We start from the raw sequence: 20,559 nt of genomic DNA on the forward strand, positions 1-20,559 counted from the left end.
GGTCGAGGAGGGGTTCCTTGACTCCGTCGCCGGAGTTGTCGGTCCAGCCGGAGTTGCCCGCCTTGAGGATGGCGGCGCGGATGGCCATCACGTCCTGGCGGTTCTTCGGCTTGTGGTCACCGCTGGCCAGCCAGGCCGCGGCGCCCGCCACATGCGGGGCGGCCTGGGAGGTACCGCTGTAGTTGGAGTACTCGCCGTTCTTGAAGGTGGACTGGATGCAGTCACCGGGAGCGGCGATGTCCACGCCGGGGCCGAAGTCGCTGCCGCCACCGTTGACGTGGTCGATCCACAGCGAGTCGTCCTTGTTGCGGTTCTTCTTGTTGCACCAGCCGAACGAGCCCTTGCCGCCCGGCTTTCCGTCACCGTCGCTGAGCGCGGAGACCGTGATGGCGTCGGGGACATCGGCCGGGGTGTGGTACTTGGCGTCCTTGACGTCCTTGCGCTCGTTTCCGGCGGACACCACCACCACGATGCCCTTGGCGACGGCCCGGTCGACGGCGTCCTTGACCGCGTTGGAGCTGTCGTCGTAGCCCGCGCTGATGTTGGCCACTTCGATCTTGTCGGCGTGGGCCGTGACCCAGTCCAGCCCTGCGACGAGCTCCGAGGAACTGCCGGAGCCCTCATCGTTGAGGATCTTCAGGGACCACAGCCGGGCACCCGGAGCGACACCGGTGTAGCCGGTCTTGTTGTCCAGCCCACCGATCACACCGGCGACATTGCTGCCATGGCCGTCACCGTCCGCACCGGAGTTGTCCTCGCACTCCTGGACGCCGCTGCAGTTCACCGAACGCACGACGTTGAGGTCCGGGTGGCTCTTGTCGATCCCGGTGTCCAGGACCGCCACGTCCACGTCCACCCGCTGATCGACACCATCACCGATCTTCAGCGCCTTGTTCTGGGTGGCCCCGACACGCTTCACACCGTTGGGCAACTGCTGACCCGCAACAGCCTCCGACCCGGGACGATCAGCCTTCTCGACAGGTGCGCGCCCCACGCCATCACGCTCGACATACGCCACCTTGGGGTCGGTACGCAGCGCGTGCACCGCCTCGGGGGTGAGCTTCGCCGAGAAACCCTGGACGGTCGAGCGGTAGACCGAAGCCACGCTCACACCGTTCATCCCCTCGACGACCGACGTGGGGTCGGCCGCCGCGGAGTCCTTGAGGACGACGATGTAGTCACCGGGGCGCTGCGCGGGCTGCTGGGTGGCGCCCATACCGGGGGCCACACTGATGCCCGCGGCCACCGCCGACAGACCGACAAGTATCCCTACGCGTTTCACACTTCCTCCGTGGGAATGTGGTTTTCGGCATTCAGTAATCACCTGTGCCGACAAGGAATGGGAACCCCGTCCGACGAATGAGAAGTGGTTGGGGTGGGGTCACTGTCTACCCGGACCAGATCGATACCGCAAGGTTTCTTTGGAAAATTATGGGTAGTCAATCAAGCTGCCTCGAAATCGATTTCACTTGGCATCACGCGTGAAGGCATCACCCAATTGCGTCGCAAGGCAGGGTAAAGCCATGGCATGGCGAAGCAGCTTTTTACGGCCGCGTCGATCGACTCACCTGTTCCGTGAAAGTGGTGCCGGTGCGAAATCCCCTACGAGGATCTATGCGGCGGTGCTGCGGCGGACGTGTTCGCCGCTGCCTTGTGGTCAGGGGGACGGGTACCTCATATGCAACGGGACTCCTCGACGGGTGAAGTTGCGTCTGCGGTGGGCCGGCGCGGGCGTTTCATCTAACCCCTGGCGCTGCCGCGCCGGCCCTGGACCCGGTCCGACCGCCTTCCCGGCCTTCCCGGTCGCTTTCATGACCGCTCCGCGCACTTGGACATCCCGTCACTTTGCGATTGCTTTACTTCCGTCGGCGCGCCGCTGCCCCGTGGACCGGTTGCGAGGGGACGAAGGGGGGCGCTCGAGACCCGGGAGGAACGGGTCTTCTCAGGGATGAACACGGCATCCTTCCCCACCGTATGGAAGAGCAGGACACTTCCCGGATTGGAGTTACATGGGACGCAGATCCAGACAACATCCCACCCTGGCCGGCCGACGCGTCATGACGGCGACAGCCGCCGTGATCCTTTGTGGGAGTGGCCTGTTGGCACTCGGTCTTCGTGCATCTGAAACAGAGGGGACGGCCAGCGCATCCAGCCCGGCCCATCGCGATGAAGTGCCCGGCAACCGGCAGGCGGCCACGCTCAAATGCCCCGATGTCGGCCGAACCGTCCTCGGTTTCCTTGAGCCTGGACAGGCGCGGACAGGGGATCTGGCCGCAGCGGATGCCCAGGCCATCGCCAAGTATCAGAAGCTCGCCAGCGCCAACAGCGAACGCGTCCGCCAGAACGCGGCCTGGGTCCAGGAGCGGCTGTTGACGCCCCTGCAGAACGAGCGATTGGCCCTGATCCGGCGGTACCTCCCGGCGCTCACCGAGCAGTCCGGGCAAGCCAAGGAGCTGGAACCCAAGGTGCTGTGCACCGTGGAGACGGACGGAGAAGCAGAGGAGACACCTGGCGCGACCGGCGTTACGGACGTCGACCAATCCGCTGAGGCGATCAGCGAGGCCGGGCCCAGCGCTGAACCCAGCCCCAGCGACGTCGAGCCCAGTGCCGACGCCGACGCCGACGCCGACTCGGACAACGGAAACGAGAACGGGAACGAGAACGGAAATGGGAACGGCCAGGACAACGGAAACGGAAACGGGAACGAGAACGGGAACGGGATGATCGGGGACGGGGCGTTTAACAGGAACGGCAACGGCAACGGCAATGGCAACGGGAACGGAGATGGGCTGAACAACGGGAACGGCAACGGGAACGACAACGGCAATCGCCTGAGCGACGGCAGCGGCAGCAGGTAGACATGCACCTCTGCCCGCTCCTGTCGGGGGAGCGGAACGTTTTCCGCGCTGCGCTTGGTGATGTGGGGCACATTTGATGGCCGCCCAAGTCGATGACCCAGCAGCAGCCTTGTGAAGTCTTTGTGTTGACCATGCGCCGCCTCTGTGGTGGCATAGGCGGCACCCGGACGTGAGGTCGATGGCTTTGCCGGGCCATCGCCCCTTGGTGTGTTCCGTCCGTGGCTCCCCCCATCTCACGCGGGCGCTCACGCCTGCCTCGGCAAAGGACTCCACGTGTCCCCAACTCGAATATCGATCGCAGCCGGCATCGCGGGCATTGCCATGGCCTCCGCCGTCGGCCTCTCGGCCGCCAACGCCTCTCCCGATCAGAGCCCCTCTCCCACCCCCACGTCCGCCGCGCAGTACGACGCCGGCATGGTGAAGGCTCTGGCGAAGTCGCTCGGCGTCAGCGAGGGCAAGGCGGTTGAGCGTCTGGACAGCGAGAGCAAGCAGCAGAAGAGCCTGGAGCGGCTGGACGGTGACCTCCGCACGCTCGGCGCCTACTTCGACAACGACGGCAAGCTCACCGTCAATGTGGCCGACGAGGCCGCAGCCGCCAAGGTCAGGGATGCCGGGCTCACCGCCCGGGTGCCCGAGCGCGGCCAGGAGCGCCTGGACAAGGTGATGGCCGCCCTCGACAGCGCCGCCGCCCAGCGCGTCCCCGCCGGGGTCAACTCCTGGGCGGTCGACCTGGCCACGGACACTGTCACTGTCACCGTCAGCGACGACAGCACGCCCGCCGCCCGCGCCTTCCTCAAGAAGGCGAAGACGTACGGAAGCGCCGTCAAGGTCGTGAACGAGAAGTCAACCTTGGTCGCCCAGCAGAACGTCACCCCGGGCCACAGCATGGACGTGGGCGGCGGCGTCTGCTCCGTGGGTTACGGCGCCCGCGACCGCTCCGGCAAGCAGTTCCTGGTCTCCGCCGGTCACTGTCTGGAGGGACTTCCGGACCTGACCTACGAAGGCAATCACTTCGCCAAGGCGACCAACACCCGGTTCCACAAGGGCCAGAACAGTGTCGACATGGGCATTGCCAAGCTGGACAAGGGCGTCAAGATCGAGACCAAGGTGCATGGCAAGGACGTCCGCGGCAGCAAGCGGGCTTCGTCCGGTGCCGCGATGTGCAAGGAAGGCCAGACCACCGGCTGGACCTGCGGGAAGGTCAAGTCGTACAACGTCACCGTCACGTACGACGATCCCCACGGCGGCCCCCAGACCACCGTCAAGGGACTGGCCAGCTCCACCGTGTGCACGGAAGGCGGTGACAGCGGCGGCGCGTACATCTCCGGCAACCAGGCCCAGGGAATGACCTCCGGCGGTCCGCAGGACCAGCAGTGCGACGGCTCCAGCGGGAAGTCGTCCTTCTTCCAGCCCCTGGATGACACGTTGAGGCACTACGGCCTCTCGCTCAACACCCGCTGATCCACTTCGGATTGGCACAGCGGTTCGTCCCCGGGGCCCACGGCTGAAGGCCGTGGGCCCTTCGGGGTCTCCCGACTACCGCACCGCGCGGTCAGCCGGCTTCTCGCGGGCCGTCGCAAGGTTCTGCAGGCTGGCCGCGGCCTCCAGGTGTTCCCGGAGCCACTGTTCGGTGTGGCTCACATGCAGCAGCGCCGCGGCTTGGCTCAGTGAGGGATCGCGGGCCGACAGAGCCTCGAAGATCGCCTCGTGCTCCACGAGCGTCCTGGCCGCGGCGTGGGTGTCGGCGATGCCGCGCCAGATGCGGGCGCGCAGGGTGCGGCTGGAGATGCCCTCGAGCAGGGTCAGCAGGGTCTCGTTGTCGGTGGCCGAGATGATGGCGCGGTGGAAGGCCGCGTCGTGTGCGTTGAGTCGCTCGATGTCGTCACGGGCCTCGCGCATGGCGTCCAGATGCTGCTTCACTTCGGCCAACTGGTCGTCGGAGATACGGGTGGCCGCCAGCGCGGTGGCGGCCGGTTCCAGGAGGCGGCGTACCTCCATCAGATCCACCAGGGCCGTCGCGTCGCTCTGGAGCAGTTCCACCGCGCCGCCGAGGCCCTCGAGAAGCACACTCGGCTGGAGACTGGTGACATAAGTGCCGTCACCCCGTCGGACATCCAGCACCCGGGCCACGGCCAGCGCCTTGACCGCCTCGCGGGCGAGGTTGCGGGACAGGCCGAGCTGCGCCGCCAGCTCCGCTTCCGGCGGCAGCTTCGAGCCCGGTGGCAGCGCGCCGGTGCGGATCAGCTCACGGATCTGTTCTATGGCCTTGTCGGTCAGCGCCAACGCGGATCCCTTCCCTCTCCGTGGGCGTCCTCCGCGCTGCTCGGCGCAGGTACGTCCGGCCTGATCAGGCCGTGTGCGCGGAGATCGTCCCACAGTCCCTGGGGGATGGGCCGACGGTGGAGCTCGGTGTTGCGCCTGACCTGTTCCGGGCTCCGCATGCCCAGGGTGACGTTGATGATACGGGGATGGCTGAACGGGAATGCGATCGCTGCCGCGGGCAGGGGCGTGGAGTGCTCCTCGCAGATCTCCGCGATGGCTCGTGCCCGGGCGACCAGGGCGGCGGGGGCGTCCTCGTAGTCGTACTTCATGCCCAGCGCGGGCCGGTCACAGGCGAGCAGGCCCGAGTTGAACACGCCGACGGCCACCACACTCTTGCCGTGTTCCTGTGCGGCGGGCAGGACGTCGTCCAGGGCCGACTGATCGAGGAGGGTGTAGCGTCCGGCGAGCATCACCACGTCCGCGGCGGTCTCGCGCAGGAAGCGGGCGAGCATCGCCGACTGGTTCATACCGGCGCCGATCGCTCCGATCACACCGTTGTCGCGCAGCTCCGCGAGGGTGGGCAGCGCCTCCTCGGCAGCCTGCTTCCAGTGGTCGTCGGGATCGTGGACGTAGACGATGTCGAGGCGATCGAGGCCGGTGCGCTCCAGGGTCTCCTCGAGGGAGCGCAGGACGCCGTCCCGGCTGAAGTCCCACTGACGGCGCTGGTCGTCATGGACGACGAAGCCCTCGCTGTCGACACCACGCGGCCGCTCGTTGAGCACGAGCAGTCGGCCCACCTTGGAGGACACCACGTAGTGCTCGCGGGGGCGGTCGCGCAGGGCGGCGCCCAGACGCCGCTCGGCGAGGCCCAGCCCGTAGTGGGGGGCGGTGTCGAAGTAGCGCATGCCCGCGTCCCAGGCGGTGCCGATCGCGGCCGCCGCCTCGTCGGCCGGGGTGACCTGGTACAGGTTGCCGATAGGGGCGGCCCCGAAACCGAGTTCGGTGAGCTTGACGTCGGTGTTCGTGATCTTCCGATGCCGCAAAGGGAGCTCCTGAGAGGTGGCGGGCCGGGCAGGAGGAGCCGTCCAGCGCCGAGAGCGGGGGCGCTCCGGGCCGGTCACCGCGGTCGGACGTGTGCGGCGCTGGGGTGCGTCCCGGCCGGGTCCCGGGCGCCCACCGGACTGCTCCAGGGTGAGCACGGTGGCCGCGAGACCGCCGGGGAGCGGGCCCGTGCCCGAGGTGGAGCGGATGGTCGCGCTGACACGGTCATCGGCCCATCCATCCGCCGTCGACGGGCAGGATGGTGCCATGGATGTACGCCGCGGCGTCCGAGGCCAGGAACACCGCGGCGCCCGCGAGATCGTCGGCGCAGCCCCACCGCCCGGCCGGAATGCGGTCCAGGATGGCCCGGCTGCGGTCTGGATCGTTCCGCAGCGCTTGGGTGTTGTCGGTCGCGATGTAGCCGGGTGCGATGGCGTTGACGTTGACTCCATGTGGGGCCCACTCATTGGCCAGGGCCTTGGTCAGGCCGACGATGCCGTGTTTGGCGGCAGCGTAGCCGGGGACGGTGATGCCGCCCTGGAAGCTGAGCAGCGACGCCACAAAGAGGATCTTTCCCTTGCCGCGCGCCACCATCAGCGCGCCGATCGCGCGTGTCAGTGCGAACTGTGCGCTGAGGTCGACTTGGAGCACCAGCTCCCAGTCGGCGTCCGAGTGTTCTACGGCCGGGGCGCGGCGAATGGTGCCCGCGTTGTTGACCAGGATGTCCACCGGCCGTTCACGCCCCGCGAGGTCCGTCCCGAGGGAACGTACGGCCTCGGGGTCGGCGAAGTCGGTGCGGATTGCCTCGAAGGTACGGCCCGCGGTGACGACGTCCTTCTCCACCGCGCTGACGGACTCCTCCAGCGTGGCGCTGACGCCGATGATGTCCGCGCCGGCCTGGGCGAGCGCGCGGGCCATGGCCCGTCCGATGCCTCGGCGGGCACCGGTGACGACGGCCAGTTTCCCAGTGAGGTCGAAGGCGTTCACGCGCTCGCTCCCGGCGCTCCGTCAGTGCAGTCCACGAGGACCTTCATCACGTTGCCGCCCTCCAGGGCCTCGAAGGCGGTGGACGCCTGGGCCAGCGGAACGACCCTGCTGATCAGCCGCTCGACGGGCACCGTGCCGTCCGTGACGAGCGATACTGCCGTCTCGAAGTCGGCGCGGTCGTACAACCGGGCGCCGACGAGGGTGAGTTCACGCCAGAAGAAGCGGTGGAGGTTCACCTCACGGGGCTGTGGATGGATGGCCACCAGGCACATCCGGCCGCGGACGCGCAGTACCTCGACCGCCGTGTTCACTCCGGCCGCGGCGCCGGACACCTCGAAGGCGACGTCCGCACCCGCCCCGGCCGTCCACTGCCGGACCAGCTCGGGGATGTCGTCCGTGTCCGGATTCCAGGAGGTCAGTCTCAACTCATCGGCCAGCAGACGGCGATGGGCACTGGGCTCCACCACGCGGACCTCGGCCCCGGCCGCGCGCGCGACCAGCGCGATCAGGATGCCGACGGGGCCGCCGCCGACCACGACGACCCGCTCGCCGTCCCGCACGGCGGCCCGGTCGACGTCGTGCACGGCCACGGCCGTGGGCTCGACCAGCGCGGCCCGCCGGAGCGGGAGGTACTCCGGCACCCGGATCAGAGTGGAGACGGGCACGTTCCAGCGCTGCTGCATCGCGCCCGGCGAGTCGATGCCGATGAAGTCGAGGCGGTGGCAGATGTGCCGGTGGTCGGCCCGGCAGGCAGGGCAGGTGCCGTCCCAGCGCAGCGGCATCACCGTGACCGCGTCACCGGGCCGCCAGCCCGCCACGTCCGGGCCGACGCGCACCACGCGACCGGACATCTCGTGCCCGATGACGGTGGGCGTACTGACCCGGGCATCCATGTCGCCGTGGAAGATGTGCAGATCGGTGCCGCAGATGCCGACATAGGCGGGGGCCAGCTGGACCTCGCCGGGGCCGGGCGGGGAGCTGAGCGCGGGGGCCGTGTCCAGGGTCCGGGCGCCGGTGTAGCGGACTGCGAATGCCATGGTGTGGGTCAGGTCCCTTCGACGTGGCCGCGGACACCGATGGTCAGCAGCAGGTTGGCGTAGGTGCGGAGGTCGGCGGTGACGATCGCCAGCGCCAGGTCGGGGGACCGGGCGGCGTCGTAGAACGCGAACCGGCCGAGCGTTGTGAGGGGGACAGCCCCGAGCAGTGAGCGGTATTCGGCGAGGGCGGGCGGCTCCGGTTCGCCCGCGGGCCCCACCATGGCCTGGGCCGACTCCACGGGCAGTACCCGCAGCAGGACGTCGAGGACGGTGGTGACGTCGAGGAGGCCCGGGGCGAGATTGAGGTGGACGGTTCTGGAGCGTTCCCCGATGGCGGTGCTGGCGGGGTAGTGGCCGTCGGCGAGCAGCACGCGGGCTCCGTGGCCGGAGCCGGCGAGGGACTCGAGGATCCCGGGGTGCAGCAGTTCGGTCAGGAGCACGGTGTTTCCCCTTTCGCAGCGGCTCGCCCCAGGCGGTAGAAGGCGGTCGCGGTGCCGGTGAGGATCGCCTCGGTCTCGTCGGGGGAGCAGTGGGTGAGGAGTTTCTCGACGGTGGCGGCCCAGCGGTTCCAGCCGCCCGCGAGGACGCAGACGGGCCAGTCCGAACCGAACATCAGCCGTTCGGGTCCGAAGGAGGAGAGCAGAACCTCCCACACCGGCCGGATGTCGGTGAGGGTCCACCGCTGGTGGTCGGCCTCGGTGACCAGCCCGGACACCTTGCACCGGACCTGCGGATATACGGCAAGCCGCCGGATCCGCCGCTCCCACTCTCCGAGTTCTCCATGGACGAGGGGTGGCTTTCCTGCGTGGTCCAGGACGAGCGGGAGCTCCGGGAGCCGCTCGGCCAGACTGATGGCCTGGCCGAACTGGTGATGGCGGATCAGGATGTCGTAGCCGAGGCCACGGCCGAGTGCGGCCCGTAGCCCCGATTCCACGGCGGGGCGTTGCAGCCACTCAGGGTCCGGCTCCTCCTGGACGATATGGCGCACGGCCCGCAGGTACCTCCCGCCGGGCCCGGCGCGCAGTCCGTCCAGGGTGTCACCGATCGCCGGGGAGGCCAGATCCGCCCAGCCGACGACGGCGCCGATCAGCGTGTCCCGGGCGGCCAGGGCGAGCAGTTCCCGGGTCTCTGCCACCGAGGCCACGCATTGGACGAGCACCGTGGTGTCGAGCCGCCGTCCGGCTACCCACCGGGACGCGGCCGATCGGAGGTCGTCCGGGCCGAAGCTGCGGCGGATGGGCGCGTGGCCGGGCTCATCCAGCCAGGGCTGGGGACGGTGATCGAGGTTCCACACGTGGTGGTGGGCGTCGACCAGGCGCGAGAGGTCAGCCACGGGCGGACCAGACCGGGCCGTCGGGGTAGGTGTGGTTCTTGAGGGACTCGGGTCGCATCTGTGCGCTCAGACCGGGTCGGGTCGGCGCCAGGTAGTGGCCGTCGGCGATGCGCACCGGGTCGACGAAGTGCTCGTGCAGGTGGTCGACGTACTCGATGACGCGGTCCTCGACCGTGCCGGAGACGGCGATGTAGTCGAACATCGACAGGTGCTGCACCATTTCGCACAGGCCCACCCCACCGGCGTGCGGGCAGACCGGTGTCCCGAACTTGGCGGCGAGCAGCAGGATCGCGATGTTCTCGTTGACCCCGCCGACCCGTGCGGAGTCGATCTGCACGATGTCCACCGCACCGGCCTGGAGGAGTTGCTTGAAGACGATCCGGTTGGCGATGTGCTCGCCTGTGGCAATCTTGATAGGGGTGAGGGCGTCGCGGATGGCGGCGTGGCCGAGGATGTCGTCGGGTGAGGTGGGTTCCTCGATCCAGTACGGCCGGTAGGGGGCCAGTGTGCGCATCCAGTCGATCGCGGGGCGGATGTCCCAGCTCTGGTTGGCGTCCACGGCGATGCGGATGCCGTCGCCGACCGACTCGCGGGCGATGCGCATGCGTCTGATGTCATCCTCCAGACAGGCGCCGACCTTCAGCTTGATCTGGGTGAAGCCATCCGCGACGGCCTCCAGGGCCAGGCGGGCCAGCTTCTCGTCGGAGTAGCCGAGCCAGCCGGGCGTGGTGGTGTATGCGGGGTAGCCGCGTTTCAGCAGCCGGGCGATCCGCTCGTCACGGCCCGATTCGGCGTGGCGCAGGATCTCCAGCGCTTCCTCCGGGGTGAGGGCATCGCTGAGCCAGCGGAAGTCGACCTGGGCGACCAGTTCCTCCGGCGCCATCTCGCACAGGAACCGCCACACGGGCTTGCCCGCGCGTTTGGCCGCCAGGTCCCAGGCCGCGTTCACGACCGCTCCGGTGGCCATGTGGATGGCGCCTTTCTCCGGGCCCAGCCAGCGTAGTTGGGGATCGTGGACGAGTGAGCGGGAGAACGCTCCGAGGTCGTCGCAGACCTCTTCGACGGGCAGGCCCACGACATGCGGGGCGAGGGCCGCGATGGCCGCGGCCTGCACGTCATTGCCACGGCCGGTGGTGAAGGCCAGGGCGTGGCCCTCCAACCCGTCGTCGGCGTCGGTGCGCAGGACGACATAGGCGGCGGAATAGTCGGGCTCGGGGTTCATCGCGTCCGAGCCATCGAGGTGTTCGGATGTCGGGAAACGTACGTCCAGAACGTCCAGGGCGGTGATCCGGGCCGATGGAGACACAGCAGAAGACATGACAGCAACTCCTGTGACAGCAGGCGGGAACATGGCCCCCTGCGAAGGGATGGAGACAGTGGCGAGGGATCTCCGGGCGCGACGGTGGTCGCCCGGTTCACTCTTGGACCTTGCCGCCCGTGACGCGTGAGATGGTCAGGGCGACCAGGATGATCAGGCCGTTGAGGGCGCCGGTCCACTGGGCGGGGACTCCCGCGAGGGTGAGTACGTTCTGGATCATGAAGAGCAGCAGGATGCCGCAGAACGCGCCGAACATGGTGCCCTTGCCGCCGCTGAGGCTGATCCCGCCGATCACGGCGGCGGCGAAGACGGTGAAGATGTAGCCGTTGCCCTGCGCGGAGGCCACTGAGGCCAGCCGTCCCGACAACAGGAGTCCGGCGAGGGCCGCGAGCATGCTGCCGGAGACGATCACGATCCACAGCACGCGGTCGGTGCGGATGCCGGCGGCCTTCGCGGCGTCGACGTTGCCGCCGATGGCGTACAGCGAGCGCCCGAAGCCGGTCCAGCCGAGGACGACGATGGCGACGGTGAACAGCACCAGGCAGATCCAGATGGAGGCGGGTATCCCGAACCATTCGGCGGTGCCCGGGTAGAGCATCGACTGCGGCAGTTGGAAGAAGGTCTGGCCACCGGAGATGCCGGTCAGGACACCTCGCAGGACGATCAGCATGCCGAGGGTGACGATGAAGCCGCTGAGTCCGAAGCGGATGATCAGGAGGGCGTTGACCACTCCGATCAGGGTTCCCACGGCGAGGGTGAGGGGGATGGCCCAGGCCCCGGGGAGGAGGCCGAGTCCGTGTCCAGCGCCGGTGGGCCCCACCAGCCAGGCGGCGACGCCGGGCGCGAGGCCCATCGTGGACTCCAGTGACAGGTCCATCTTCCTGACGATCAGGACCATGGTCTGGGCGAGGACCAGCAGGGCGATCTCGGACATGGTCTGGAGGACGTTGATGAGGTTGTCCGTCTGCAGGAACACCGGGCTCACGATCCGGCCGACGATCGCGATGACCACGATCGCGGGAATGAGCGCGAGTTCGCGCAGCCGCGCCAGCGGAATCCGGCCGCCTAACAGCGTGATCTGCCTGCCCCGCGGTTCGGCTGCTGTGGAGGCGGGCGTGTCCGCGAGGACGGTCTCAGGCATTGCGGTCCACTCCTTCCATCGCGGCCACGAGGTCGTGGTCGTGCCAGCCGCGGGTGATCTCCGAGGTCACTCGGCCCTGGAACATCACCAGGACCCGGTCGCACATGCGCAGGTCGTCGAGTTCGTCGGAGGCGATGAGTACTCCGGTGCCGGTCTCCGCGGTCTCCGCCACCTTGCCGAGGAGGAACTCCTTGGAGCGAACGTCCACGCCCGCTGTCGGATTGATCAGAACGAGCAGCCGGGGATCGTCGGCCAGGGCGCGAGCCATGACGACCTTCTGCTGGTTGCCTCCGGACAGTGCGGAGACGGGGAGATCAGAGCCTGGTGTCTTGATGGCCAGGTTCTCGATCAGGCGCTCGGCGAGCCGGTCCCGGCGGCCGTGGCTCAGGTATCCGTTCCTGCCCAGTTTGCGGGGTACGGACAGTGTGGCGTTGTCCGCGATCGACATGTCGGGAACGTAGCCCTGGTGGTGCCGGTCCCGCGGGACGAACCCCGCTCCGGCGGCCAGTGCGGCGGGCACGCTGCCGGGGCGGTGGGGGTGGCCCGCGATCTCCACCGTGCCGGTGTCGGGGGTCCGCAGCCCCACGACCGTCTCCGCCACTTCGGTACGTCCGCTGCCCGCTGCTCCCGCGAGGCCGACGATCTCGCCTGCGCCGACCCGTAGGGTCACCTCGCCGTAGCCCGCGCCGCTCAGATCCCGGACGCTCAGCGCGGCCGTGGTGCTGTCGTCGACGGTGCTCATCCGTTCCTCGCGCCGGTCCGCCGCCGCCTCACCGGTCATGGCGGCGACGAGTTCGGCGCGGGGCAGCTCCGCGACGGGAGCGGTCAGGATGTGCTGTGCGTCCCGGTACACCGTCACGATGTCGCAGATCTCGTAGATCTCCTGGAGGTGATGGCTGATGAACAGGAAGGTCACGCCCTGGCGCTGCAGGTCGCGGATGCGGTCGAAGAGCCGGTTGATGGCGGCCGCGTCGAGCTGGGCGGTCGGCTCGTCGAGGATGATGAACCGGGCGCCGAAGGACAGTGCGCGGGCGATTTCCACGAATTGCCGCTGTTCCACGCTGAGATCACCGGCGGGAGTCTGCGGGTCGACGTCGACGGACCAGGCTGACAGCAGGTCCTGGGCCCGGCGGCGCATGGTGGGCCAGCGGATGAGTCCGGTGCGGCCGTGGCTGTGCCGGTTCAGGAACAGGTTCTCGGCGACGGTCAGTGTGGGGATGATCGTCGACTTCTGGTAGACGCAGGCCACGTGCCGACGCCAGGCGTCGCGGTCGGAGGGCCTCGGCGCGGGATCGCCGCCGAAGGCCACCGTTCCCTGATCCGGGGTCTGCAGGCCGGTGAGGACGGACACCAGGGTCGACTTGCCGGCGCCGTTGCGGCCGACCAGCGCGTGGGTCTCGCCGGGCTGGATGGTGATCCGGGCGCCTCTGAGGGCCACCGTCGGGCCGAATCGTTTGACGATCCCCGTCGCCTCGACGACGGGCGGATCCGTCAGGCCCGGTCCATCGTCCGCCGACGCGGGTGGGAGGTTGACTGCTCGCTCCCCGTCGCTCATTGCAACCACCTTGCAATCGTGAGCCGTTGGATTCCGGGAAGGGCGTCAGTCGGGGTTGTTGCCCCACAATGAGGTGTCGGTGCTCTTGGTGCTGGGCACGCCGCCGTAGGTGGCGCCGTCGGCGGTGACGAGCGGGGCGGGGATCTGGTCCTCCAGCAGTCCGTCGCGGACCCGGACGATCGTGCTGTGGTGGTCGGTCCTGCCGGGCTTGAATGTCTTCCCGTCGATCGCGGCCTTCAGGTAGTACAGGGCGTACTTGGCATAGAGGTCGGCCGGCTGGGAGACGGTGGCGTCGATCTTCCCGGCGGCGATGTTCTTGAGCTCCTCCGGTATGCCGTCGTTGGAGACGACGAACACGTGCTTCTTGTCCTTGGGGCCGACCGATAAGCCCTTCTGTTTGAGCACTTGGAGTGTGCCGGACAGGGCGAAGCTGGACTGCATGTAGATGCCCTTGATGTCCGGGTGGGCGGTCAGGTCGGTCTGGAGCTTCTGTGCGGCGACGGCGCCATCCCAGTTGGTGGCCTCTCCGAAGACCTTGATGTCCGGGTAGTTGTTCTCCATGCAGTCGTTGAACGCCTCGGTGCGGTCACGGCCGTTGATGGAGGAGAGGTCGCCCTGGAGCATGACGACCTTGCCCTTTCCTCCCAGCTTCGTGCCGAGGTAGTGGCATGCCTTCTCGCCGTAGGCCCGGTTGTCCGCGCGGATCACCATGTAGACCTTGCCGTTGTCGGGGCGGGTGTCGACGGTGACCACCGGGATCTTCTTCGCTTCCAGCTGTGCCAGGGCCGGTGAGATGGCGGCGGTGTCCTGTGGAGCCATCGCGACGCCCTTGACGCCCTGGCTGATGAAGGTCTGTGTGTCGGCGGTGAGTTTGGCGACGTCGTTCTGCGAGTTGGTGGTCTTGAGCGAGAGGCCGAGCTCCTTGGCGTACTGCGGCGTGTAGTTGATGTATGAGTTCCAGAAGTCGGTGTCGGAACGCGGGTAGTCGACGCCGACCAGTGGCTTGCCACCGGATGAGTCCGCGGCGCCGGAGTCGCAGGCGCCGAGCAGCGCCAGTGCGCAGAGCGTGGAGACGGTGGGACAGAGGGCGCTTCTGAGTCTCAACGGGGCTTCCTCTCTGAGTTTCATCGGTCTTCCTCGCGCTGGTCCCGAAACGGGATCGTTCACCGGTGCGATAGCTGCGTATGGCTCAGGGAGAGATGGGATGTATGTATAGACGCCACAAGGGGAGACTGTCCAGTCTTCGCGTGGGGAATCCCAGTAAACAAGCGCTTTGCGCCAGAGTTGAGCGGTTGAGTGCGGTGCCCCGCGGGGGTTGATTGCTCCCATCAATGATGGGTTGGGTTTCGCTGTCTGGCCGGACTTCGCCGGTGACCCCGTCTCAGCCGGACGGGCGTGGGTGTGCCCGGGCCCGCCGCGACGAGCGGCGGAACCCAGGAGAACCACACCTCACGGACCTGGCCCGGCCGCGGGCGTCACGCGGACAGCAGCCCGGCGAAGAGGGCGGCTCGCTCGGCCAGGCTGTCGACGTCGACGTATTCGTGGCGGGCGTGGGCTCCGCCCCCTACGGCGCCGAGCCCGTCCAGCACCGGAACACCGAGCGGAGCGACGAAGTTGCCGTCGCTCGCGCCGCCGACGTGCGCTTCCGACAGGCGGACACCGAGGGCGGTGGCGATGCGCCGGGCGCTGAGAAACAACTTCTGGGTGGCGGGGTTGTCGGCGAAGACAGGGCGGTTCCAGCCACCGGTCACGGTCAGCCGGATCCGTGGGTCGCGGGCCGAGAGGGCGCGCAGCGCACGCTCGACGCGGTCTCCTTCGGCCTCCTCGGCGACGCGTACGTCGATCTGGGCGGTGGCGTGGCCGGCGATGACATTGGGGCGGCTGCCGCCGTTGAGCACTCCGACATTGACGGTGGTGCCTCGCCAGGGGTCGGCCAACTGGTTCGCGGCCAGGGTTGCTTCGGCGATGGCGGTGACGGCCGAGGCGCCGTGGTGGGGCTCGAGGCCGGCGTGGGCTTCGATGCCGTGGGCGGTGATGTCGAAGTCGGCGATGCCCTTGCGCGCGACCTTGAGGTCGCCGTCGCCCGCGCTGGGCTCGAGGACCAGGCAGGCCCGGCATCCGACCGCCTCCCGCTCGATGACCTCGCGGGACAGGGGGCTGCCGATCTCCTCGTCGCCGCTGAGCAGCAGCCGTACCGGGGGGCGCGGCAGGCCGAGCGCTTCCAGGGCGCGCAGGGCCCAGACACCTTGGACGAGGCCGGCCTTCATGTCGTAGACGCCCGGTCCGCTCGCCCGCCCACCGGTGACCGTGAACGGCCACTGGGCGAGTGTGCCTTCGGGCCAGACCGTGTCGTAGTGGGCGAGGACGAGCACAGGAGGGCCGGGAAGCTGACCGGGCAGATCGACGACGGCCGTATCGCCGTGGACGCCGTCGAAGTGGCCGCGGGCCAGAGTGCCACCACCGCAGCGGTCGTCGAGCCACTCCAGTACATGCGTGAGCCCCTCGTCGAGGAGGGCTTTGTTGTCGCTGGGTGTCTCCCGCTCTACGCAGGCGGCGAGGTCGTCGAGGAGCTGTCCGTGGTGGTCGGCCAGCCAGCGGTGTACGGCCACGGCCGTGCTGTCCGCGGAAGGGGTGGGTGTGTTCACCGGGGTCACCGCCGGTCCGCGGCGGCCGGAGTCCCCGCGGCCTGGCCCAGTTCGACGACGTTGGCGTCAGCGAAGGTGCGCTGTCCGGTTTCGAGTTCGGTGAGCATCTGGTCCAGTCGGCGCAGCAGGGGGACGGGGAGTCCGTGGGTCTCGGCTCGGCGGATGTGCCCCTCCAGGTCGAGATGGACCTCGGTGCGGCGGCCGCGCACCGCGATATCGCGCCATACGCCGCTGCGGTCCTTGGGCATGGTGGTCAGCCAGGCGACGAGCCGGTCGAGGGCCGCCTGGGTGGTGGTCGGGTCGGCGCGGTCGGTGAAGGCGGCCGGATCGTAGGCGTCGAACCGTTCGAGCCGGTGGCCCTCGGCGGCCGCGATGCGGTTGACCTCGCGGGCGACGGCGGTGACGACACCGCGATGACGGTCGATGGTGCTCGCCATGGGGGCGTCGACCAGGGCGGTGGTGGTGAGCATTTCGGCGAAGCCGTGTTTGGCCCACAGGTACCCGGTCACGTTGCCGGTCTGCCGGACGGGACCCCAGGCGCGGAGGTCGGTGACGGTCTCGGTGACCCGTTTGCTGAGGGTGCCGTCGAGCTCGCCGATGACGAACGCCGCCGAGCCCCCGTCGCGGATGACCCCGGGGCCGACGACGTCCGCGAAGAGGTTGACGAACGCCCCGACCACTCGGTGGTGGCCGATGAGCTCGGCGATGACCGGTTCGTTGTCACCGTTCTGGCAGGAGACCACGAACCCGTCCTCGGCCAGATGCGGGGCCAGCCACGTCATGGCGGTGCGGGTGTGGTGTCCCTTGGTGGCCAGCAGAACTCGCCGGGCTGTGATGCCGGCGGCGTCGGCCTCGTCGGGCGTCAGGGCGTGGGCGACGGGGACGCTGCGGCGCTCGCCGTCGCGGCGGGTGAGGGTGATGCCGTCCCGGCGGATCGCCGCGATGTGCTCGGTGTCGGTGTCCACCAGGGTGACGGGATGTCCGGCCGCCGCCAGGTGGTGTGCGAGGGTGCCGCCGATCGCACCGGCACCCAGGACGAGGTAGTCGCGAAGGTCGGAGGGGTGGTTCACGGGAGTGCCTTCCGGGGAGGGGAGGAGTCAGGGGGCGGGCGGGTGCTGCGTGGCGGATTCACCGGCCCAGTGCAGGGGGAGGGCGGTGGTTCCGGCCGTGGAGCCGCCGTCGACCTCCAGGACCGCTCCGGTCACCCAGGCCGCCTCGTCGGAGAGCAGGAAGCGCACTGCCCCGAGCAGATCGTGAGGCAGTCCGGTGCGGCCCAGGGGATTGGCGGAGACGGCCACGGCGTACTGGGCGGTGACGGGGTTGGCGGCGCTGTCGACGGTGACGAAGCCGGGGGAGACGGCGTTGACACGGATGCCGTGGGTGCCGAGTTCGACGGCGCATGCCTTGGTGGCCATCGTGAGGGCCGCCTTGGAGCTGCAGTAGTGCGCGGCGCCGGGGCGGGCGCGCAGGGCGGCGCCGGAGGTGATGTTGACGACGGCGGGGGTGCGGCCGTGGGCGACGGCGTGGTGCGCCAGGGCCACGGTGGTCAGCAGGGGAGCGCGGACGTTGACCGCCATGACGTGGTCCCAGGCTGCCGCAGTCATGTCCAGCAGGGGCCGGGCGGGGTAGATCCCGGCGGCGTTGACCAGGGCGTCCACCGGGTGTTCGTCCCATGCGTCGGCCACGAGTTCTTCCAGGAAGTCCATGTCGTTCAGATCGCCGACGCGAATGTGCGGTGCGGTGCCGGTGCGGCGTAGTACTTCCTCCCGTAGCTGTTCGAGACCGTCGGCCCGGATGTCGGTGGCCGTGAGGCGACGGCCGCGGGTGGCGAGGTCGATGGCGATCGCGGCTCCGATACCGGAGGCCGCTCCGGTGACCAGGGCGTGGCCGTTCATGTGAGGTCCTTGCCTTTTGTCTCCGGCATGGTCGCGTAGACGGCGACGCCGATCAGGGAGGCGACAATGAGGTAGAGGGCGACCCAGCTCTCCAGATCGTGGGAGAAGAGCCAGGTGGTGACGTAGGGGGCGGTGCCGCCGAAGACGGCCACCGCGAGCGCGTAGGGCAGCGCGATGCCGACCGTGCGTACTTCCGCGGGGAATTGCTCGGCCATGACGGTCGCGCAGTTGGCGGAGTAGCCGACGATGAGCAGCATGCCGAGGACGGACAGGCCGAGGAAGCCCCAGAAGTCATCGCTGAGCAGTTCCAGCATCGGCCAGGCCAGGACGGCGAAGCCGATGGCGAAGGCCAGCATGGTGGGTTTGCGTCCGTAGGTGTCCGAGAGCTTTCCGCCGAGGGGCAGGGCGGCGATGAAGACGCCTTGGGCGATGGTGTTGGCCCACAGCGCCTGGCTCAGCGGGAGACCGGTGGTGAGCTGGGCGTACTGGGCGAGGTAGACGATCCAGACGTAGTAGGTGACCGTGCCGGCGATGGTGATGCCGAAGACACGCAGCGCGGCGCGCGGGTGGTCCCGCAGCAGTACGCGCAAGGGGTTGGTACGGACCCGGCCCTCCCGGGTGGCCTGCGAGAACTGCTCCGTCTCCGCCACCCGGGTACGCAGCCACAGTCCGACGACGCCGAGCAGTCCGCACACTCCGAAGGCGATCCGCCATCCGTAGGCGGCCTGTTGCTGTTCGTCGAACACGGTGGTGATGGTGGCGGCGATGGCAGCGGCGATCAGTCCGCCCGCACCCACGGATACCTGTTGCCAGGAACCGGTGAACGCCCGCCGTGAGGGGGCCGCGCTTTCGACGAGGAAGGCCGAGGACGAGCCGAACTCACCGCCGGCTGAGAACCCCTGCACCAGCCGGGTCACCACCAGGATGAGCGGCGCGGCGATCCCGATGGTCGCGTAGGTCGGGGTCACGGCCATGACCATCGAGGAGCCGGCCATGAGCAGGACGGTGAGCGCGAGCCCCTTCTGGCGTCCGTGCCGGTCGGCGAAGGTGCCCAGCACGGCGGCGCCGATCGGACGCATCACGAAGGCCAGGGCGAAGACCGCGAGTGTGGCGAGCAGGTCGGTGGCGTTGTCCTGCGAGGGGAAAAACGATTCTGCGAACAGTGGGGCGAAGTAGCCGTAGATCGACCAGTCCACCCACTCGACGGTGTTGCCGACCACGCCCGCGACCGTGGCGCGCATACGGCGTCTTCCCTCGGTCGGATCCGTGGGCGCGGCGGCTTCGTCGGCGCGCGCCCGGGAGACATCCTCCATTGTCAACCCTTTCACTGTGATGCTGCGATGCAGACATTCGACATTCAGAGACCCTTGGATGACGGGTTGCTGCGAAACCATAGGCTGAAATGAAGGATCACTACAAGAGTCGGCGATGAGCCGCTATGCTGCCGGCATGGTGGATCTCCCTCTCGACCCGACCGACGCCAGGGTGCTGGCCGGCCTCCAGACCAATCCCCGCGCCAGCTGGGGACAGATCGCCCGCGTCCTGAAAACCAGCGAGTCGACCGTCGCGCGCCGCGCTACCCGGCTGTTCGACTCGGGGCTCGCCCGGGTGATCGGCGTCGTGGACGTGCTGCGCTGCGGAGTCGGTGTACCGGCGTTCGTGATGATGCGCTGCTCCCCGGGGCGAAGTCATCAGGTGGCGGAGAGCATGGCCGCGCACCCGCAGGTGCGGTTCGTCGCGCTGGTCACCGGCAGTGTGGATGTGATCGCGGAAGTGGTCCTCGACTCCCATGAGTGCGCGACCCCCGTCATCGACGAGACACTCGGCAGACTGCCCGGAGTGGTCGCCACCGAGACGGCGTTCGTGATGAGCACCTTCACATCGGTCCATGACTGGGGCCGTCATCTGCTGGGGGACTCTCAGCTCGCGGAGGAACTGCCGCAGCCGGAGCCCACACCCCCGGCGCCGCACGAGGCGTTCACCCCGCTCGAACGGTCGATCCTGGACGCCCTGGCCGACAACGGACGGCTGTCCTACACCGCCCTGGCGTCGCTCTGCGGTGTCTCGGAGTCGATGGCCCGGCGCCGCACCGAGGCCCTGGTCGAACGCGGCTGTCTGCGCTTCCGCACCCTGGTCGAGCCCCGACTGCTCGGCTACGACATCGAGTTCGACCTGTGGCTCACCGTCGAGCCCGCACATCTGCTCACCGTCTGCCAGCAGCTCGCCCGGTGTCCGGACGTCCGCTATCTGTCCGCGATCACCGGCCCCGCCAACGTCTGCGCACAGGTCTCCCTGCACCGCCACCAGGAGATCTTCGGATTCCTCAACGAGACCATCGGCGCATTGCCGGGAGTGCGCGGTGTCGAGACGCTGGTTCTGCTGCGTGTCCTCAAACGCGGTTTCGCCGACGTCCCTTCATCCGCCCAGGCGGACCAGCCCGCCCCCGACGACCGGCCCCTCGACTGACCCTCACGGGAAAGGACGACA

Annotated in this window: 18 protein-coding genes; 3 read left to right on the forward strand and 15 right to left on the reverse strand. The window is 68.8% G+C overall.

Features of this window, described 5'->3' with window-relative positions; all coding sequences use genetic code 11:
* Positions 1 to 1,282, reverse strand: a 1,282-nt coding sequence (locus NMK44_RS31400; RefSeq protein WP_254749583.1) for a S8 family serine peptidase, incomplete at its 3' end; no start/stop codon positions are given.
* A gap of 889 nt (positions 1,283 to 2,171) precedes the next feature.
* Between NMK44_RS31400 and NMK44_RS31405 the strand changes: the two genes are divergently transcribed.
* Positions 2,172 to 2,858, forward strand: a complete 687-nt coding sequence (locus tag NMK44_RS31405; protein WP_254749585.1) for a hypothetical protein — start codon at positions 2,172 to 2,174, stop codon at positions 2,856 to 2,858.
* Positions 2,859 to 3,179: 321 nt separating this feature from the next.
* A complete protein-coding gene (locus tag NMK44_RS31410) occupies positions 3,180 to 4,319 on the forward strand; it encodes a S1 family peptidase (RefSeq protein ID WP_302888871.1) in 1,140 nt (379 codons plus the stop codon).
* A 75-nt stretch (positions 4,320 to 4,394) separates the two neighbouring features.
* Here the strand turns inward: NMK44_RS31410 and NMK44_RS31415 are convergent, their stop codons facing one another.
* From NMK44_RS31415 to NMK44_RS31480, 14 genes are all read right to left on the reverse strand, one after another.
* Complete coding sequence (locus tag NMK44_RS31415; RefSeq protein ID WP_254749589.1) at positions 4,395 to 5,141, reverse strand: FadR/GntR family transcriptional regulator; 747 nt, start codon at positions 5,139 to 5,141, stop codon at positions 4,395 to 4,397.
* The gene (locus tag NMK44_RS31420) at positions 5,132 to 6,163 is read right to left on the reverse strand and encodes an aldo/keto reductase (protein ID WP_254749591.1); all 1,032 of its coding nucleotides are present in this window, start codon (positions 6,161 to 6,163) and stop codon (positions 5,132 to 5,134) included. The genes NMK44_RS31415 and NMK44_RS31420 overlap by 10 nt, the downstream gene beginning before the upstream one ends.
* A 223-nt stretch (positions 6,164 to 6,386) precedes the next feature.
* Positions 6,387 to 7,148: an SDR family oxidoreductase gene (locus NMK44_RS31425; protein WP_254749593.1), complete on the reverse strand. Its 762-nt coding sequence runs from the start codon at positions 7,146 to 7,148 to the stop codon at positions 6,387 to 6,389.
* Positions 7,145 to 8,185, reverse strand: coding sequence for a zinc-dependent alcohol dehydrogenase (locus tag NMK44_RS31430; protein WP_254749595.1), 1,041 nt, complete (start codon positions 8,183 to 8,185; stop codon positions 7,145 to 7,147). The genes NMK44_RS31425 and NMK44_RS31430 overlap by 4 nt, the downstream gene beginning before the upstream one ends.
* Positions 8,186 to 8,193: 8 nt before the next feature.
* Entirely contained in the window at positions 8,194 to 8,625 is a 432-nt protein-coding gene (locus NMK44_RS31435; protein ID WP_254749597.1) for an RbsD/FucU domain-containing protein, read from the reverse strand.
* Positions 8,616 to 9,518, reverse strand: coding sequence for an amidohydrolase family protein (locus NMK44_RS31440; protein ID WP_254749599.1), 903 nt, complete (start codon positions 9,516 to 9,518; stop codon positions 8,616 to 8,618). The genes NMK44_RS31435 and NMK44_RS31440 overlap by 10 nt, the downstream gene beginning before the upstream one ends.
* Positions 9,511 to 10,836: an enolase C-terminal domain-like protein gene (locus NMK44_RS31445; RefSeq protein ID WP_254749601.1), complete on the reverse strand. Its 1,326-nt coding sequence runs from the start codon at positions 10,834 to 10,836 to the stop codon at positions 9,511 to 9,513. The genes NMK44_RS31440 and NMK44_RS31445 overlap by 8 nt, the downstream gene beginning before the upstream one ends.
* Positions 10,837 to 10,933: 97 nt before the next feature.
* Positions 10,934 to 11,977, reverse strand: coding sequence for an ABC transporter permease (locus tag NMK44_RS31450; protein ID WP_254749603.1), 1,044 nt, complete (start codon positions 11,975 to 11,977; stop codon positions 10,934 to 10,936).
* Positions 11,970 to 13,532, reverse strand: a complete 1,563-nt coding sequence (locus NMK44_RS31455) for a sugar ABC transporter ATP-binding protein (protein WP_254749605.1) — start codon at positions 13,530 to 13,532, stop codon at positions 11,970 to 11,972. Before NMK44_RS31455 ends, NMK44_RS31450 begins: the two co-directional genes overlap by 8 nt.
* 45 nt (positions 13,533 to 13,577) lie before the next feature.
* A complete protein-coding gene (locus NMK44_RS31460; protein WP_254749607.1) occupies positions 13,578 to 14,636 on the reverse strand; it encodes a sugar ABC transporter substrate-binding protein in 1,059 nt (352 codons plus the stop codon).
* Between the two features lie 371 nt (positions 14,637 to 15,007).
* On the reverse strand, positions 15,008 to 16,177 hold the full coding sequence (locus NMK44_RS31465; RefSeq protein WP_254749609.1) for a M20 family metallopeptidase: 1,170 nt from the start codon (positions 16,175 to 16,177) through the stop codon (positions 15,008 to 15,010).
* Between the two features lie 5 nt (positions 16,178 to 16,182).
* A complete protein-coding gene (locus tag NMK44_RS31470) occupies positions 16,183 to 17,247 on the reverse strand; it encodes a ketopantoate reductase family protein (protein WP_254749611.1) in 1,065 nt (354 codons plus the stop codon).
* Between the two features lie 27 nt (positions 17,248 to 17,274).
* A complete protein-coding gene (locus NMK44_RS31475) occupies positions 17,275 to 18,072 on the reverse strand; it encodes an SDR family NAD(P)-dependent oxidoreductase (RefSeq protein WP_254749613.1) in 798 nt (265 codons plus the stop codon).
* Complete coding sequence (locus tag NMK44_RS31480) at positions 18,069 to 19,385, reverse strand: MFS transporter (protein ID WP_254749748.1); 1,317 nt, start codon at positions 19,383 to 19,385, stop codon at positions 18,069 to 18,071. The genes NMK44_RS31475 and NMK44_RS31480 overlap by 4 nt, the downstream gene beginning before the upstream one ends.
* A 136-nt stretch (positions 19,386 to 19,521) precedes the next feature.
* On the opposite strand from NMK44_RS31480, the gene NMK44_RS31485 reads away from it, so the two are divergent.
* Complete coding sequence (locus NMK44_RS31485; RefSeq protein ID WP_254749615.1) at positions 19,522 to 20,538, forward strand: Lrp/AsnC family transcriptional regulator; 1,017 nt, start codon at positions 19,522 to 19,524, stop codon at positions 20,536 to 20,538.
* The last annotated feature ends 21 nt before the right edge of the window (positions 20,539 to 20,559 follow it).

The organism is Streptomyces cucumeris (assembly GCF_024295805.1).
GTDB classification, from domain to species: Bacteria; Actinomycetota; Actinomycetes; order Streptomycetales; family Streptomycetaceae; genus Streptomyces; species Streptomyces cucumeris.

Bases quoted from the DNA above. Each gene is read 5' to 3' on its own strand.
- NMK44_RS31450 (WP_254749603.1), bottom strand. From the start codon at position 11,977: ATGCCTGAGACCGTCCTCGCGGACACGCCCGCCTCCACAGCAGCCGAA.
- NMK44_RS31485 (WP_254749615.1), top strand. From the start codon at position 19,522: ATGGTGGATCTCCCTCTCGACCCGACCGACGCCAGGGTGCTGGCCGGC.
- NMK44_RS31475 (WP_254749613.1), bottom strand. From the start codon at position 18,072: ATGAACGGCCACGCCCTGGTCACCGGAGCGGCCTCCGGTATCGGAGCC.
- NMK44_RS31445 (WP_254749601.1), bottom strand. From the start codon at position 10,836: ATGTCTTCTGCTGTGTCTCCATCGGCCCGGATCACCGCCCTGGACGTT.
- NMK44_RS31480 (WP_254749748.1), bottom strand. From the start codon at position 19,385: ATGGAGGATGTCTCCCGGGCGCGCGCCGACGAAGCCGCCGCGCCCACG.
- NMK44_RS31410 (WP_302888871.1), top strand. From the start codon at position 3,180: ATGGCCTCCGCCGTCGGCCTCTCGGCCGCCAACGCCTCTCCCGATCAG.
- NMK44_RS31430 (WP_254749595.1), bottom strand. From the start codon at position 8,185: ATGGCATTCGCAGTCCGCTACACCGGCGCCCGGACCCTGGACACGGCC.
- NMK44_RS31455 (WP_254749605.1), bottom strand. From the start codon at position 13,532: ATGAGCGACGGGGAGCGAGCAGTCAACCTCCCACCCGCGTCGGCGGAC.